Source organism: Oleisolibacter albus (assembly GCF_003336875.1).
Taxonomy (GTDB): domain Bacteria; phylum Pseudomonadota; class Alphaproteobacteria; order Azospirillales; family Azospirillaceae; genus Niveispirillum; species Niveispirillum album.
The window spans coordinates 164,916-179,960 of the sequence record NZ_QGNJ01000004.1 but is presented as its reverse complement, the minus strand read 5'-3'; the positions used below and the strand labels follow the sequence as shown (position 1 = coordinate 179,960).

15 protein-coding genes are annotated in these 15,045 nt (G+C 70.9%); 10 read left to right on the top strand and 5 right to left on the bottom strand.

The window, feature by feature from the left end; translation table 11 throughout:
* Positions 1–11: 11 nt before the first annotated feature.
* Positions 12–257 (bottom strand): hypothetical protein, encoded by a 246-nt coding sequence (locus DK368_RS07380; RefSeq protein ID WP_114393287.1) that lies wholly within the window; start codon positions 255–257, stop codon positions 12–14.
* A gap of 160 nt (positions 258–417) precedes the next feature.
* Between DK368_RS07380 and DK368_RS07375 the strand changes: the two genes are divergently transcribed.
* The 7 genes from DK368_RS07375 (at position 418) to DK368_RS07345 (ending at position 8,923) form a co-directional block, all read left to right on the top strand.
* On the top strand, positions 418–1,212 hold the full coding sequence (locus tag DK368_RS07375) for a lysophospholipid acyltransferase family protein (RefSeq protein ID WP_114393286.1): 795 nt from the start codon (positions 418–420) through the stop codon (positions 1,210–1,212).
* 202 nt (positions 1,213–1,414) lie between these two features.
* Positions 1,415–3,688 carry an adenosylcobalamin-dependent ribonucleoside-diphosphate reductase gene (locus tag DK368_RS07370; protein ID WP_114393285.1) on the top strand — a complete coding sequence of 758 codons (2,274 nt, stop codon included), beginning with the start codon at positions 1,415–1,417 and terminating at the stop codon, positions 3,686–3,688.
* A 717-nt stretch (positions 3,689–4,405) separates the two neighbouring features.
* Positions 4,406–5,134, top strand: a complete 729-nt coding sequence (locus DK368_RS07365; RefSeq protein WP_240002380.1) for a CmcI family methyltransferase — start codon at positions 4,406–4,408, stop codon at positions 5,132–5,134.
* Entirely contained in the window at positions 5,131–5,991 is an 861-nt protein-coding gene (locus tag DK368_RS07360; protein ID WP_114393284.1) for a TylF/MycF/NovP-related O-methyltransferase, read from the top strand. Before DK368_RS07365 ends, DK368_RS07360 begins: the two co-directional genes overlap by 4 nt.
* Before the next feature lie 46 nt (positions 5,992–6,037).
* A complete protein-coding gene (locus tag DK368_RS07355; protein WP_240002379.1) occupies positions 6,038–6,325 on the top strand; it encodes a PqqD family peptide modification chaperone in 288 nt (95 codons plus the stop codon).
* Complete coding sequence (locus tag DK368_RS07350; RefSeq protein ID WP_114393282.1) at positions 6,318–7,259, top strand: phosphoenolpyruvate carboxykinase (ATP); 942 nt, start codon at positions 6,318–6,320, stop codon at positions 7,257–7,259. The genes DK368_RS07355 and DK368_RS07350 overlap by 8 nt, the downstream gene beginning before the upstream one ends.
* Positions 7,250–8,923 (top strand): O-linked N-acetylglucosamine transferase, SPINDLY family protein, encoded by a 1,674-nt coding sequence (locus DK368_RS07345; RefSeq protein ID WP_155524509.1) that lies wholly within the window; start codon positions 7,250–7,252, stop codon positions 8,921–8,923. The genes DK368_RS07350 and DK368_RS07345 overlap by 10 nt, the downstream gene beginning before the upstream one ends.
* A gap of 18 nt (positions 8,924–8,941) precedes the next feature.
* Here DK368_RS07345 and DK368_RS07340 read toward each other — a convergent pair whose 3' ends face one another.
* Entirely contained in the window at positions 8,942–9,592 is a 651-nt protein-coding gene (locus tag DK368_RS07340; RefSeq protein ID WP_240002378.1) for a gamma-glutamylcyclotransferase, read from the bottom strand.
* A 112-nt stretch (positions 9,593–9,704) separates the two neighbouring features.
* On the opposite strand from DK368_RS07340, the gene DK368_RS07335 reads away from it, so the two are divergent.
* The 3 genes from DK368_RS07335 to DK368_RS07325 all read left to right on the top strand — a co-directional run bounded on the left by DK368_RS07335 (position 9,705) and on the right by DK368_RS07325 (position 12,051).
* A complete protein-coding gene (locus DK368_RS07335) occupies positions 9,705–10,760 on the top strand; it encodes a DUF2125 domain-containing protein (RefSeq protein ID WP_162305923.1) in 1,056 nt (351 codons plus the stop codon).
* Positions 10,761–10,938: 178 nt separating this feature from the next.
* Positions 10,939–11,532 carry a DUF1003 domain-containing protein gene (locus DK368_RS07330; protein ID WP_162305922.1) on the top strand — a complete coding sequence of 198 codons (594 nt, stop codon included), beginning with the start codon at positions 10,939–10,941 and terminating at the stop codon, positions 11,530–11,532.
* Positions 11,533–11,580: 48 nt separating this feature from the next.
* Complete coding sequence (locus DK368_RS07325) at positions 11,581–12,051, top strand: septal ring lytic transglycosylase RlpA family protein (RefSeq protein ID WP_114393278.1); 471 nt, start codon at positions 11,581–11,583, stop codon at positions 12,049–12,051.
* Between the two features lie 22 nt (positions 12,052–12,073).
* On the opposite strand, the gene DK368_RS07320 is transcribed toward DK368_RS07325, so the two are convergent.
* The 3 genes from DK368_RS07320 to DK368_RS07310 form a co-directional block, all read right to left on the bottom strand.
* Entirely contained in the window at positions 12,074–12,961 is an 888-nt protein-coding gene (locus DK368_RS07320; protein WP_114393277.1) for a prephenate/arogenate dehydrogenase family protein, read from the bottom strand.
* Between the two features lie 18 nt (positions 12,962–12,979).
* A complete protein-coding gene (hisC, locus tag DK368_RS07315; protein ID WP_114393276.1) occupies positions 12,980–14,077 on the bottom strand; it encodes a histidinol-phosphate transaminase in 1,098 nt (365 codons plus the stop codon).
* Positions 14,078–14,143: 66 nt separating this feature from the next.
* Positions 14,144–14,992: a chorismate mutase gene (locus tag DK368_RS07310; RefSeq protein WP_114393275.1), complete on the bottom strand. Its 849-nt coding sequence runs from the start codon at positions 14,990–14,992 to the stop codon at positions 14,144–14,146.
* Between the last annotated feature and the right edge of the window lie 53 nt (positions 14,993–15,045).

Sequence of the window (15,045 nt, the reverse complement as noted above, 5' to 3'; positions counted from 1 at the left end):
CGCTCTGCCTGTCAGCCGCTTTGCCGGTCCTCGCCGCGGCCCGCGGCCGGTTCCACATTCTCCGCCCCGGCACGGGTGCCGCCATGGGCGTCGGCGCTTTCGCCGGCGGGCTTCTGATGGTTGCCGGTGTGCTGCTGGCCGCGGATGGACCGGCTTTCGGCATCGCCGGCCGGCGGCGGCGGTCGCTGGGTCGGGTCCTTGGGATCGTCGGGTATGGCGCCCGGACCGGGAGCCTGGGGGGCCTGTCGGGTCATCATCGTCTCCTTCGTGCGGGGGATGTGCGCACCGCATCCCAACCCGCCCCGCCCCCCGGCAGTTCCCGGATGCAGGGCCGGAATAAGGGGTGGCGCCCCTGTCTGGACAGGCGGCGGGACCCTGGTTAAGGATGGCCGGGCTTCCGTCGCAGGTATCCAGCCCATGCTTCTGTTCCGTTCCCTGCTGTTCAATCTGGCCTTCTATGTCTGGACCATCCTCTGCTGCTTCGGCCTGTTCTGGATGCTGTTCATCCCGCGCCGGGCCATGATCGAGGTGGTGCGCTGGTATCTGGGCACGCTGGACTGGCTGGAGCGCCACATCATCGGCCTGCGCTGGGAGGTGAAGGGGCTGGAACATCTGCCCAAGGACGGGGCGGTGCTGATCGGCGCCAAGCACCAGTCCATGTGGGAGACGATGAAGCTGCACCTGATGCTGGCGGATCCGGCCATCGTGCTGAAACGGGAACTGCTGTGGCTGCCGCTCTGGGGCTGGTACGCCTGGAAGGCCGACCTGATCCCCATCCATCGCGGCAAGCGCGGCAGCGCCATCAACAGCCTGATCGCCGGCGCCCGGCGCATGAAGGCGCAAGGCCGGCCCATCGTCATCTTCCCCCAGGGCACCCGCACCGCGCCCGGCAGCTATCGGCCCTACAAGGTCGGCATCGCCGTACTGTACGAGGATCTGGGGCTGCCGCTGGTGCCGATGGCGCTGAATTCCGGCATGTTCTGGGGCCGCCGGACCTTCATCCGCAAGCCCGGCACCATCACCATCGAGTTCCTGCCGCCGATCCCCCCCGGCCTGCCCAAGGAGACGGCCCTGTTCGAGCTGGAGGCGCGGCTGGAGGACGCCAGCGACCGGCTGGTGATGGCGGTGGGCGGGCCGATGACCCTGAATCCGCTGGCCGCCATGCCGGGCACCGCCGCCGCCCGCCACCGGCCCGAACCGTCGGCGGTCTGAAGCCGGGCGTCTTCATAAGGACTGGCCCCGGCCGCCGGAGGCCGGGGAGCGCAGATCTTGGCCCGGCAGGAGACCATGTCCCTGTCCGCGTCCTTGTCCGCCCGGCACCGGACCTGCAACGGAACCGTCACCGGCTGCGGCTTGCGGGACCGCCCCCCTGTCCCTACTGTTGGGAGAGGGACGTCCGCCAGCGGAGCCGTTCATGCCCGACATCGCCCCCATCTCCCGCCGCATCTGGGACATGAAATACCGGCTGAAGCAGCCGGACGGGCGCGTGCTGGACGAGACGGTGGAGGACAGCTGGCGCCGGGTCGCCACGGCGCTGGCGGCCGCGGAGGCCGACCCCGCCCTGTGGGCGGCGCGCTTCCACGATGCCCTGGCCGGCTTCACCTTCATCCCCGCCGGCCGCATCCTGGCCGGTGCCGGCACCAGCCGGTCGGTGACCCTGTTCAACTGCTTCGTCATGGGCACCATCCCCGATGACATGGGGTCGATCTTCGCCCATCTGCGCGAGGCGGCGCTGACCCTGCAGCAGGGCGGCGGCATCGGCTATGACTTCTCCACCCTGCGGCCCAAGGGCGCCGCCGTGGCCGGAGTCGGGGCCGACGCCTCCGGCCCCGTCAGCTTCATGGACGTCTGGGATGCCATGTGCCGCACCATCATGAGCGCCGGCAGCCGCCGCGGCGCCATGATGGCGACGCTGCGCTGCGACCATCCGGACATCGAACTGTTCATCGACGCCAAGCGCGACCCCGGCCGGCTGCGCAACTTCAACCTGTCGGTGCTGGTGACCGACGCCTTCATGGAGGCGGTGCGGGCCGATGGGCCGTGGGACCTGGTCTTCGCCGGCCGCGTCCACCGCCGGCTGCCGGCGCGGGCCCTGTGGGAGCGCATCATGCGCGCCACCTACGACTATGCCGAACCCGGCGTCATCTTCATCGACCGCATCAACCAGCAGAACAACCTGTCCTATTGCGAGGATATCGCCGCGACCAACCCGTGCGGCGAGCAGCCGCTGCCGCCCTATGGCGCCTGCCTTTTGGGGTCGGTCAATCTGGCGGCGCTGGTGCGCCAGCCCTTCACACCGCAGGCCGATCTGGACAGGGCTGCGCTGGCGCGGGTGGTGGCGCTGGCCGTGCGCATGCTGGACAATGCCATCGATGTGTCCCGCTTCCCGCTGGAGGCGCAGGCGGCGGAGGCGCGGGCCAAGCGGCGCATCGGGCTGGGTGTCACCGGGCTGGCCGACGCCCTGATCCTGTGCGGCGTGCGCTATGGCAGCGAGCGGGCAGTGCAGCTGACCGAAGGCTGGCTGCGGACCATCCGCGACCAGGCCTATCGCAGCTCGGCCGCGCTGGCGGCGGAGAAGGGCTCCTTTCCCCTGTTCGACCGCGCACTTTATCTGGACCGGCCCATGCTGCGCGGCCTGCCGGACGATCTGCGCGGCCAGATCGCCGCCCACGGCATCCGCAATGCTCTGCTGACCTCGATCGCGCCCACCGGCACCATCTCGCTGTTGGCCGACAATGTCTCCAGCGGCATCGAGCCGGTCTTCGCCTTCCGCTACGACCGCGCCGTGCTGATGCCCGACGGCAGCCGGCAGAGCGAAACGGTGGAGGACCACGCCTACCGCCTGTACCGGCGGCTGCACGGGGAGGCGGCCCCGCTGACCGACGCCTTCGTCGATGCGCAGACGCTGAGTCCGGCCGCCCATCTGGTGATGCAGGCAGCGGCACAGAAGTATGTCGACAGCGCCATCAGCAAGACCATCAACTGCCCCGCCGACGTGCCCTTCAGCGCCTTCCAGGACATCTATCTCCAGGCCTACGCCCTGGGCTGCAAGGGCTGCACCACCTATCGGCCCAACCCGGTGACCGGGGCCGTGCTGTCGCTGCCGGCAGAGGGGGACACGGCCGGAAGCCCGGCCGACAGGGCACCGCCGGTGCCGTCCCTGGATGCCGCCGGAGCGCCCCTGGACCGGCCGGAGGTGCTGCCGGGCCAGACCTACAAGCTGCGCTGGCCCGAAAGCGACCATGCCCTCTACATCACGGTCAACGATGTGGTCGAGGATGGCCGGCGGCGGCCGTTCGAGCTGTTCATCAATTCCAAGAACATGGAGCATTACGCCTGGACCGTGGCGCTGACGCGCATGATCTCGGCCGTGTTCCGCCGCGGCGGTGACGTCGCCTTCGTGGTGGAGGAGCTGAAGGCCGTGTTCGACCCGCGCGGCGGCCAATGGATGCAGGGCCGCTACGTCCCGTCACTGCTGGCCGCCATCGGCACCGTCATCGAGCGCCATCTGCTGGATATCGGCTTCCTGGCGCAGCCGGTCCCCCTGGCCGGTACCGGCGGCACGGGTGGCACGGGCGGCACGGCGGCCCGCCCCGCCCCCTGCCCCCGCTGCGGCCAGCCCGGGCTGGTCCGCCAGGAAGGCTGCGACCTCTGCCCCAGCTGTGGCTACAGCAGATGCAGCGGGTGAGCAGATCAATATACGCAGACCGATAAGGATTGCTTGACCCGCACCCCGCCGGGGAATTACATCTTTCGAGACTATCGTTACTTTGGAGGTATTTTCTATGCGCGTCGCTGGCAAGAACGAAGAAGCCCCGATCGGCGTTTCTGGAACGGACCTCCACGCGGAGCGGCTGCCGTGGACGGCACCGGTCGCCACGGTGATGAACCTGCGTGAAACGCAGTTGGGCTCCACCCCATCAGCGGAGGCTTGCGCTACGTCGTGAGTGACGCCGGCAACCATTCTCACACCGGCGAATGGTTGCCGGCACCGGGGCGGTCCGCCAGGAAGGCGGCGACCTCTGCCCCAGCTGTGGCTACAGCAGATGCAGCGGGTGAGCAGATCAATATACGCAGACCGATAAGGATTGCTTGACCCGCACTCCGCCGAGGAATTACATCTTTCGAGACAATTTTTACTTTGGAGGTATTTTCTATGCGCATCGCTGGCAAGAACGAAGAGGCCCCGATCGGCGTTTCTGGAACGGATCTCCACGCGGAGCGGCTGCCGTGGACGGCACCGGTCGCCACGGTGATGAACCTGCGTGAAACGCAGATGGGCCCCAGCCTATCATCGGACGCGTGCATGGGCTCATAATCGGCATCCACCTGTCATTCTCCACACCGGCGCATGGTTGCCGGCACCAGGGCCGTCCGTTGCGGGCCTCCAGTCGGGAAGGTTGACGTGTCTCCCCTTGGCGACGATCTGTCCGCGCACGAGCAGGATGTGGTCCAGGCCTATATGCGCCTTGTCCACCAGCGGTTCATCGATGGCCGCCGGTCGCTGCATTGCGACTGGCTGGGCCGCACGGCGATCAAATATCCGACCGACCTGTGGATATACCAGGAGATCATCGTCCGCCGCCGCCCGGACCTGATCGTGGAATGCGGGACGCACAAGGGCGGCAGCGCCCTGTTCCTGGCCTCTGTCTGCGACCTTGTCGGCCATGGCCGGGTCGTCAGCATCGACCTCCGCAATGGCCCGGGCGCCGACCTGCCGGCCCATCCCCGGCTGGAGTTCCTCGCCGGCAGCACGACCAGCCCGGAAATCCTCGACGCCGTGCGCGCACGCGCCGCCGCGAGTCGGAACGACGCGGGTCCCGACGCTGCCGCGCCGGAGGTCCTGGTGATCCTGGACAGCGACCACCGTCTGCTGCATGTGCTGGACGAATTGGAGGCCTATGCCCCCCTGGTGCGGCCGGGCGGATACCTGATCGCCGAGGACACCCATGTCAATGGCCGGCCGAACCAGCCGGAACACGGGCCGGGGCCGGCGGAAGCGGCCGCCTTCTTCCTGGCGCGCCATCCCGAATTCGAGGTGGACCGGAGCTGTGAGCGGTTCCTGCTCTCGCTGAACGCAGGCGGGTACCTGCGCCGCCGCGAAACCGCTGCGGACGGCGGAACGGCGCTGTGAGCCCGGTTCCGGAACCCGCCCGGGCCTGCGATCCGGCCAGCCTCTATCTCGACCTGCTGAAGAAGGTCCTGTTGAACGAGACAGGGCTGGAAGCCGAGCTGCGTATCGCCTACCTGCATGAGTGCGCCCGGTCGGGGACGACACCGGATCGCATCGTCCTGCGGGATATCCGGCTGCTTCAGGCGGACCGCTTCGCGGCCCTGGCCCGGCGGCGGCAGGAAGGGCGGACCTCCCGCGATGATATCGGCCTTGACTGCGCCTTCACGATGAGCGGACGCCTCCGCCTGGACCACCTGGAACGGTGCCTGGCGCAGATACTCGAGGACGGGATCGCCGGCGATTTCCTGGAGGCCGGGGTCTGGCGCGGCGGCTGCGGCCTGTTCGCCAGCGGCTTCTTCAAGGCCCATGGGGCGGCTGGCCGCCGTGTCTGGCTGGCCGACAGCTTTGCCGGGGTGCCGCCGCCGAGCCATCCCGCCGATGCCGGCGTCGCGCTGTCGGACCGGCCCGAACTGGCCATACAGCGGCCCCTGGTCGAGGAGGCGTTCCGCCGCTTCGGCCTGTGGGGGGACGATGTCGTCCTGGTCGAAGGCCTGTTCGCGGACACGCTTCCGACCCTGCCGGTCGAGTCCCTGGCGGTCCTGCGCCTGGACGGGGACCTGTTCACCTCGACCCTGGATACGCTTTCCGCGCTCTATGGCAAGGTCACCCCCGGGGGATATGTCATCGTGGACGATTATGGTGCGCTGCCCGGCTGCCGGTTCGCCATCGAGGCCTTCCGGCTGACGAAGGGCATCCAGGCCCCGCTGGAGACGGTGGACTGGACCTGTGTCGCCTGGCGCAAGCCCCTGGCGGCCTGATGCTGCGATTGCATTCGAAGGAAAGAGGGGGAGCATGGGACGGACAATGACAGCGGACAGCATCGTGGCCCTGGCCAGCGGGCTGCTGCAAACCGAAATCGACGGGGAAACCGTGCTCCTGAACGCGGAGACCGGCACCTATGCCGCGTTGGGGGCCACGGGCAGCCGGATCGGCGCCCTGATCACGTCGCCCATGGCGGTCCGTGATATCTGCGCCCGCCTGGGCAAGATGTACGACGTGGACGCGGCCACCTGCCTTGCCGACGTGCTGACCTTCCTCAACAGCCTTGAAGAGGCCGGGCTGCTGGCCGCCCCCCCGGTGGCGGATGCCTGACGGGCCCCGCCTGCCGGCCGGCGCGCAGGGGACGCAATGGTTTTCCCATGCGGTCGGCGGACTGAATATCCTGTCGCCGCTTCGGCTTCCGGCCCTGCCGGCCGGGGACGGACCGGCCGACCTGACCATCCGGATCGTCAGGACCGGCGCCCCGCCCGACATCCAGGGGGAAGCGACCCGGGGGCCGAACTGGGCCGTCGGCGGCGATGCGTGGCTTGTCCAGCCCCCCCTGGGCGGGCGGCTGCATCTCCGCGCCGGCCGGGCGCTGACGGTCTGGGGGCGGACAGCCGCCCAGATCGACGAGGCCCTGGACTTCATCCCCGGCGCTGCCCTGTCCGCGGCCCTGCTGTACAGGGACCGGCTGCCGCTGCATGCCGGCGCGGTGTCGGTCGGGGAACGGGCCATCCTTGTCCACGGCGCCAGCGGCAGGGGCAAGTCCACCCTGCTGGCGGCCCTGATGAAGGCCGGCGGCGTGGTTGTGGCCGACGACCTGTGCGCACCGGAGCCGGGGCCGGACGGCCCGGTTCTGCGGCCGGTCTTCCCCGCGCTCCGCCTGCTGCCCGATGCCGCCGACGCCCTGGCGCTGCGGGGCGCGCCGACGGCCGACGGCAAGGTGCGCCTGCCCATCCCCGCGGGGCTGTCCCCGGAACCGGTCCGGATCGGCGCCGTCGTGCTTCTCACCGGGCGCCAGCCCGGCAGCGGGTCCATCAAGCGGCTGCCGCCGGCCCTGGCCGTGCCGATGCTCCTGTCCCATGTGACCGGGCTTTCGGTCGCCCCCCTGCTGGGAAGCCGGAGGGATCTGCTGGCGTCTGTGGCGGACCTTTGCGCGGCCGTCCCGGTATTCTCGGTTTCGGCCCCCGACGGGCTCGACCGGCTGCCAGGCTTTGCGGCCCATCTCGCCGCCATGGCCGGCGGCGCAGCCCCATGCCCCTGATGTCCGATCAGGCGGGCCGGGACAGGATCCTGGCGGAAGGCTGGCGGCTGGCGCAGGCCGGGGCCTTCACGGAAGCGTTCGACCTGCTGCGCCGTGCCGGCCCCGGGGCCAGGCTTGCGCTGGCGCGGGCACAGGCCCTTGCCGGCGACTACGCCGTGGCCGAGGGGACGCTGGCGGCCGCCCTCGCCGACCACCCGGACGACCCGGACCTGATGACGGACGCCGCGCGGATAGCGGTGCGGCTGTCCCGCCCCACGCTGGCGCTGGCGCGGACGGACCGGGCCCTTGCCACGGGCACGAGGACCAGCCGGCTGCTGAGGGAGCGGGGGAACGCCCTGATGCAGCTTGGTGACCTTGCCGGGGCCGTCGAGACCTGGCGGGAAGCGTGCCGGATCGACCCGACGGACCGCCTGACGGCCTCGAACATCATCTATGCCGCCTCCCTCGACCCGGGGGCGACGACGGCCGGGCTGAAGGCGTTGCAGCGCGGGATCTTTCCGGGAGCGGCCAGGGCGGTCCCGCCGCCGGCGGACCCGCAGGGCCGTGTGCATGTGGGCTATGTCTCGGCCTGCTTCCGCTCCCATGCCGCCGCCAGGGTCTTCGTGCCGCTGATCGAGCGTCACGACCGCGGCCGGGTCAGGATCACCTGCTATTCGGGCAGCCCGCGCCGGGACGGGATGACCGTCCGGCTGCGGCTGGCGGTGGACGGGTGGCGGTCCCTGGTGGGCCTGAGCGACGAGGAAGCGGCCCGCCTGATCCGCGCCGATGCCGTCGATATCCTGGTCGACCTGGACGGGCATACCTCCGGCAACCGGCTGGGCCTGTTCGCCCTGCGGCCGGCCCCGGTGCAGGTTTCGGCCTGGGGGTACCTTCCCGGACCGGGGACGCCGGGGATCGACGCGCTGGTCACCGACCCGGTGCTGGCCCCCCGGTCGGAGCGGCACCTGTTCCCGGAAGCCCTGGTGGATGTCCCCTGCCCGACCCTGTGCGACCTCCAGCCGGCCCCCGAGGGGGATGAGCCCCCGCGCGATCCCCCCGGTCCGGTCAGGCTCGGCTGCTTCGCCCGGGCGGAGAAGCTGTCCGACCCGCTGCTGGCGATGTGGGGCCGGATCATGGCGGCCAGACCGGCGACGGAGCTGATCCTGAAGGACGATCTCTATGCCGACCCGGGCGTCGAACGCCGGGTGTTGCGGCGGATGGCGGATTTCGGGATCGCGCCGCATCGACTCCGCTTCGAGGGCCGCGAAGCCCTTGCCCCCTATCTGGCGCGCCATCGGGATATCGATCTGGCCCTGGACACCTATCCCTACAGCGGCGGGCTGGTCAGCCTGGATGCGCTGTCCCAGGGTGTGCCGGTGCTGACGCTGTGCGGGGCGCTCCCCTCGGCACGGACGACCGCGTCGATCCTGGCCCTGTTGCAGCGGGACGAGCTGGTGACTGCGACACCGGACGGCTATGTGGCGGCCGCGCTGGCACTCATCGACGACGTGGAACGCCTGCGGCAGTCCAGGGCCGCGGCCAGCGGACACTATGACCGGGTTGTCCGGTCCGCCTTGGACCGGACGGCGGCCCGGTTCGACCGGTTCATCCTGGCAGCCCGGGCCGGCGCCATCCTTCCCCCCGCCGGCCCACCGGGCCCTCCCCCCGTTGATCCGTCGGGCTGACGGCGTTCCCGGCCACGGTCAGCCGGGTTCGCGGCCCGGTTCGCGGCCCGGTTCGCGCCTGTCCGGCTCGGCCACCCGGCGGGCCAGATCGAGCAGGCCGTGGTCGCGGATGCCCAGCGCCTGCAGATGCGCCAGCAGGCTGGCCAGATAGTCCACAGCACGGCCGCTGATGCCAACGCCCTGGCGGATCAGCCGGGCCGTGCCATCGGCACCGAGGCGGCCGCAATACTGGCCATGCCCGCGGTCGGCGGTGAAGGTCAACGCCGCCACGCGCCCGCCGCCGGCCAGCCGCACCGGCACATACCGGGGCACATAGACCCGGTTGACCATCTCCCGTGCCCAGAGATAGTCCAGCACCCGATCCACGTCCCCGTCGGCCACGCGGAAGGCGACGCCGCGGCAGCTGCCGCCGCGGTCCAGCCCCAGCACGGCACCGGGCGCGGCGGGTGTGCCGCGGTGATGGTGGCTGTAGATGCAGAAGCTGCGGTGCCAGCCGCGCACCAGAGCGGCCTGCCGCTCCAGGGCGGGAAAGCCGGGATTCCACATCAGCGAGCCGTAGGCGAAGACCCACAGCTCGGCACCGGGGCTGTGGCCGATCTCGTCGCGGGGGGACGGCGCGGTCGCGGAGACCGCCGCCGGGGACGGGGGGGAGCTGTGCGTGGGGGGCATGTCGCGCATCCTGGCCCTATCAGGTAGCATCATCCCGCCGCCGGCCCAAGCGCCGATACCACGGCCCCCGCGGTTCCGCCGCGGCACCGCCCGCCACCCGCATCGAGATCCCATGCGCCTGCGTACCGTCTCCGTGGCCGTCGTCGTCCTGCTGCTGCTGGTGCTGGCCTACACCGCCTGGTGGGTGTCGGCCGCCTGGCAGCTCCGCCACGGGGTCGAGGACTGGGCGGCGCAGCAGCGTGCCGCCGGCACCAGCGTGGAATATGGCAACCTGAACGTCGCCGGCTGGCCACTGGAGCTGGCGGCCAGCGCCGACCGCATCCATCTGCAGATGCCGGACGGGCTGCGGCTGGATCTGGCCGCCCTGCGCGTGGCCGCCGATCCCTGGAACCCGCTGGCCCTGCGCATCCGCGCCCCCCAGGGTCTGCGCGCCGTCCTTCCCGGTCCCGACGGTCCGGCCTGGGACGCCGCCGGCACGCCGACAGGACCGACCCTGACGGCCGGCAGCGGCGAGGGCACGCTGGACCTGGGCAGCGACGGGCGGGTGCGGGCCGGCACCCTGGCCCTGTCCACGGCGGCCCTGGCCGTGCGCAGCCCGACCCCCGGCACGCTGGCGGCCGACGGCATCACCCTGGGCTGGCGGCAGCCGGCCCCGCCAGCGCCCGGCAGCACCGATCCGTCCCTGTCCGTCCGCCTGGGGCTGTCGGGGCTGGTCCTGCCCAACCCGATGCCGGCGCCGCTGGCCAGCCGCATCGACCGGCTGGGGCTGGAGGCCACGCTGCGCGGGCCGCTGCCGCCCGACCTTGCCGCCGTGTCCCTGCGGAACTGGTCGCAGGCCGGCGGCGTGGTCGATCTCACCAGCCTGTCGCTGTCCTGGTCGGGGCTGACCCTGCAGGGCGATGCCACCCTGGCCCTGGACCGCGATCTGCAACCGCTGCTGGCCGGCAGCGCCCGTCTCGGCGGCACCGACGTGCTGGTGGACGCCCTGGCCGGGGCCGGGCTGCTGCGCCCGAACCAGGCCGTGGGGGTGAAGGCGGCGCTGGGCCTGCTGGCGCAGCCGCAGCCGGACGGCAGCCGCGCCGTGCAGGTGCCGGTGACCATCCAGGCCCGGCAGCTGGCCATCGGCCCGGCCAAGCTGGGCGAAATCCCGGAGATCCGCTGGCCCTGAGTTCGGATCGGCGGACCGAGGCGGTCCCGCGCTGTCGGCGGGCGACAGCCTCGTCCATGCCCCCCAGCACATCGTAAGGAACAAGATAGGTGGTCATGTGGGCAGGGGGATGCCCGCATGCAGCATCCACCGGACTGGCCTGTTTCCCTTGCCCCGTCGCATGGAAGCAGGCCCCCTCATGCCCGACAGCCAGGACCCCCGCCCGGCGGACCCGCATGTGTCCCAGGAGCCGGCCCGGGAGCCGGCCCAGGCACCAGTCGTGCCACGCACGGCCCGGGCCAATATCCAGCAGGTCATCGCGCTGGAGCGGGAATTCTCCGAGCGGCGCAGCCTCAGCGACCGCATCGCCGACGGCATCGCCAATTTCGTCGGCACGGTGGTCTTCGTGGCCTGCCATCTGGCCCTGTTCATCGGCTGGGCCGCGATCAACACCGGCCTGATCCCCGGCCTGGCCCCCTTTGATCCCTTCCCCTTCATCTTCCTCTGCCTGCTGGTGTCGCTGGAGGGGGTGCTGATGTCCACCTTCGTGCTGATCAAGCAGAACCGCATGAGCCAGCGCGCCGACGAGCGGGCGCATCTCGACCTGCAGATCAATCTGCTGACGGAAAAGGAGGTGACCAAGGTGATCGAGATGCTGGAGCGGCTGAGCCAACGGCTGGATGCGCACGGCGTCACCGACAGCGAGACGCGGGAACTGGGCCGCACCACCGCCGTCACCGACCTGGCCCGCGAATTGGGGGAGCGCATGCGCCGTGACGGCACCGAGGGCTGAGGCCGGCTGTTACCGCCTCCACACCCGTCCCCTGCCGGAGCCGCCCCCATGCCGCCCAAGCGCCCCGCCCTGGCCCGCCCTTTCCTGCTCGCCCAGACGCTGTGCTTTGCCCTGAGCCTGGCCCCACCCTTCGCCGCCCGCGCCGATGAGCCGGTGGCGGTGGACAAGGGCGAGGCGTCCTTCTATGGCAACCGCTTCCACGGCAAGAAGACCGCCAGCGGCGAGATCTTCGACAAGAACAAGCCCACCGCCGCCTCCAAGGACCTGCCGCTGGGGGCCAAGGCCGAGGTCACCAACCTTGAAACCGGCAAATCGGTGGAGGTGAAGATCAATGACCGCGGCCCGCATGTGGACGGGCGCATCATCGACCTGTCGGAGGGGGCGGCCAAGAAGGTCGGCCTGACCAAGGATGACGGTGTCGCCCCCGTGGTGGTGGAGGCCCGCCCCTCCGACCAGCCGACCGCGGATCTGAAGGAGAAGATCGAGCAGGAGGCGCGCGAGCCGGGAACCGGGGAGTAGCCGCCTCCGGCCCGGTGGGCGGTCAGGCCTGCTTGGCGTCGATGATGCCGCGGCGGATGGCGCGGGTGCGGGTGAACAGCGCCTCCAGCGTCTCCCCCTCGCCCCAGCGGATGGCGCGCTGCAGGGCCGTCAGATCCTCGGTGAAGCGCTGGATGATCTCCAGCACGGCCTCGCGGTTGTTGAGGAAGATGTCGCGCCACATCACCGGATCGCTGGCGGCGATGCGGGTGAAGTCGCGGAAGCCCGAGGCGGAGAAGCGGATCACCGCGGACTGCAGATGCTCCTCCAGGTCCGTGGCCGTGCCGACGATGGTATAGGCGATGAGGTGGGGCAGGTGGCTGGTGATGGCCAGGACCCGGTCGTGATGGCCGGGTTCCATCACCTCGACCATGGAGCCGCAGCGCCGCCACAGCGTGGCCACCCGCTCCACCGCATCCGGGTCGGTGCCGGCGGGCGGGGTCAGGATGCACCAGCGCCCCTGGAACAGGCTGGCGAAGCCGGCGTCGGGGCCGGAATGCTCGGTGCCGGCGATGGGGTGACCGGGCACGAAATGCACGCCCGCGGCCAGATGGGGCAGCATGTCCCGCACCACCGACTCCTTGACCGAGCCCACATCGGTGAGGATGGCCCCCGGCTTCAGCCGCGGGCCGATCTCCGCCGCCAGGGCCGCGCAGGCGCCGATGGGGACGGCCAGGATGACCAGATCCGCCCCCGTCACCGCGGCGGCGGCATCGGTGCCGGCTTCGGCCGCCAGCCCCAGGTCGAGGACGCGGGCGCAGACGGCGTCGCTGCGGTCGGCCGCCACCACCGTGCCGGCCAGCGTCGGGTCGGCCTGGAAACAGCGGGCCAGCGACGAGCCGATCAGGCCAAGCCCGATGATGGCGACACGGGGGAACAGGGGCGCGGTCATGGTTGCATCACCTGTGCGTCACCCATGGACCCAGTCGGCCAGCCCCTGGGCCACGGTCTGCATCTCCTCGGCCGTGCCGATGGAGATGCGCAGGCAGTTGCCCAGACCATAGGCGCCCATCTGGCGCACCAGGATGCCGCGGGCCTTGAGGAACTGGCGGGCCTGCTCGGCATCGGCCTTCTGGCCCAGCTGGCCGGAGAAATCCACCAGCACGAAATTGGCGATGCTGGGGTGGACGGTCAGACCGGCCGCCGTCACCGCCCGGGTGAAGGCGGCGCGGTTCTCCTCGTTCAGCTGCCGGCTCTTCTCGGCGAAGGCCACATCCTCCAGCGCGGCCACACCGGCGGCGATGGCGGCGGAGGAGACGTTGAACGGTCCGCGCACCCGGTTCAGCACATCGGCCACCGGCTGGGAGCAATAGGCCCAGCCCAGACGCAGCCCGCCCAGGGCATAGAGCTTGGAGAAGGTCCGCGTCATCACGACGTTGGGGAAACTCTCCACGAACTCGGCACCGGAGCTGTAATCGTTCAGCCGCACGAACTCGGCATAGGCCGCGTCGATGACCAGCAGCACATGCCGCGGCAGGCCGGCATGCAGCCGGGCCAGCTCGCGGCTGGTCAGATAGCTGCCGGTGGGATTGTTGGGGTTGGCGACGAAGACGATGCGGGTGCGGTCGTTGACCCGGGCCAGCAGCGCATCCACATCGGCCTTCAGGCCCGTTTCCGGCGCCGCCACCGGCGTCGCCCCGGCCGCCTTGGCGGCGATGGGATAGATCAGGAAGCCGTGACGGCTGTACAGCACCTCGCTGCCCGGCCCGGCATAGCATTTGGTCAGCAGCTGCAGCAGCTCGTCGGACCCGGCGCCGCAGACGATGCGGGCGGGGTCGTAGCCGAAGCGGCGGCCGATGGCCTCACGCAGGGCCGTGGCATGCCCGTCGGGATAGCGGTGGATCTCACCGGCCAGGGCCTTGTAGGCCTCCATGGCCTTGGGGCTGGGGCCATAGGCGCCTTCGTTGCTGGCCAGACGGATCAGACGGTCGGCGCCCGGCGCATGGGCCTCGCCCCCCACATAGGCGGCGATGTCGAGAATACCCGGATTGGGGATCGGACCGGCCATGGGTCAGGACCTTGCTTCAGCGTTGACGGGATGGAACGGTGACGGGATGAGCCGGGACGGCCCTCCTCATGCCTTGGGAATGGTCATCGGGGTGGCATAGGCCCCGATGGGCAGGGCACGGATCAGCGCCTCGCCCAGCCGGTCGGCCAGAAGCGCCAGACGCGGATCGTCGGCGGCCACGTAATCCCCCACCTCCACCAGATGGGCGGAACCACCGCCACCCGGCAGATGCACGGTACGGAACTGGCCGGTCACCAGCCCGGCCGCCTCCAGGCAGTCCTTCAAGCGGCCGCGGCTGACATCCTGTCCCAACTCGATGCCCAGCAGCGTCTGGTCGTCCCCCGTGGCCTCCAGCGGCACGGCGGCCACGGCCAGGGCGTCCGGTCCCTCGCGCCCGACGGCGCGCAGGAAGGGCAGACGGGCGATGATGCGCGGCGTCTTCGCATCCTCGTTGAACAGGGTGCGCCACCAGGGCTCCGCATCCCCCTCGTCGGGCCAGGGCACCACGGCGATGGTGGCATTGCCTTCCGACACGGCGCGCAGCGCGGCCATGGGGGTATTGACGGCCAGCATCGGCGTGGCGCTGCCGAAATGGTCGCGGGCCAGATCCCACAGCGGGCTGCGCTGGTCGTCGCGCGCCACCACGGCGATGGCCAGCGGGCTTTGCATCCGGGTCAGGGCGCTGATCATCTCGCGCCAGATCCGCACCAGGGCCTGGACGGGAAACGGTCCCTCATGCCGGGCCACCAGCCGGCGGGCGATCTCGGCCTCGCGGCCAGGGCGGATGGCGGGGCGTCCCGACGGCTTCTGGCCGGCGATCTGCGTCACGATCTGCGTGCGCCGCAGCAGAAGGTCGTGGAGGGCGACGTCGATCGCGTCGATTTCGCGGCGCAACTCGTCGAGAGAGGCAGACATGGTTTGGGCCGGAGAATGAGCCGTGCAGGGCCGATTAGTAGTAAGGGGCGGGC

Bases quoted from the DNA above. Each gene is read 5' to 3' on its own strand.
- DK368_RS07355 (WP_240002379.1), top strand. From the start codon at position 6,038: ATGACAGCGGACAGCATCGTGGCCCTGGCCAGCGGGCTGCTGCAAACC.
- DK368_RS07345 (WP_155524509.1), top strand. From the start codon at position 7,250: ATGCCCCTGATGTCCGATCAGGCGGGCCGGGACAGGATCCTGGCGGAA.
- hisC (WP_114393276.1), bottom strand. From the start codon at position 14,077: ATGGCCGGTCCGATCCCCAATCCGGGTATTCTCGACATCGCCGCCTAT.
- DK368_RS07320 (WP_114393277.1), bottom strand. From the start codon at position 12,961: ATGACCGCGCCCCTGTTCCCCCGTGTCGCCATCATCGGGCTTGGCCTG.
- DK368_RS07335 (WP_162305923.1), top strand. From the start codon at position 9,705: ATGCGCCTGCGTACCGTCTCCGTGGCCGTCGTCGTCCTGCTGCTGCTG.
- DK368_RS07330 (WP_162305922.1), top strand. From the start codon at position 10,939: ATGCCCGACAGCCAGGACCCCCGCCCGGCGGACCCGCATGTGTCCCAG.
- DK368_RS07370 (WP_114393285.1), top strand. From the start codon at position 1,415: ATGCCCGACATCGCCCCCATCTCCCGCCGCATCTGGGACATGAAATAC.
- DK368_RS07380 (WP_114393287.1), bottom strand. From the start codon at position 257: ATGATGACCCGACAGGCCCCCCAGGCTCCCGGTCCGGGCGCCATACCC.
- DK368_RS07350 (WP_114393282.1), top strand. From the start codon at position 6,318: ATGCCTGACGGGCCCCGCCTGCCGGCCGGCGCGCAGGGGACGCAATGG.
- DK368_RS07325 (WP_114393278.1), top strand. From the start codon at position 11,581: ATGCCGCCCAAGCGCCCCGCCCTGGCCCGCCCTTTCCTGCTCGCCCAG.
- DK368_RS07310 (WP_114393275.1), bottom strand. From the start codon at position 14,992: ATGTCTGCCTCTCTCGACGAGTTGCGCCGCGAAATCGACGCGATCGAC.
- DK368_RS07340 (WP_240002378.1), bottom strand. From the start codon at position 9,592: ATGCCCCCCACGCACAGCTCCCCCCCGTCCCCGGCGGCGGTCTCCGCG.
- DK368_RS07375 (WP_114393286.1), top strand. From the start codon at position 418: ATGCTTCTGTTCCGTTCCCTGCTGTTCAATCTGGCCTTCTATGTCTGG.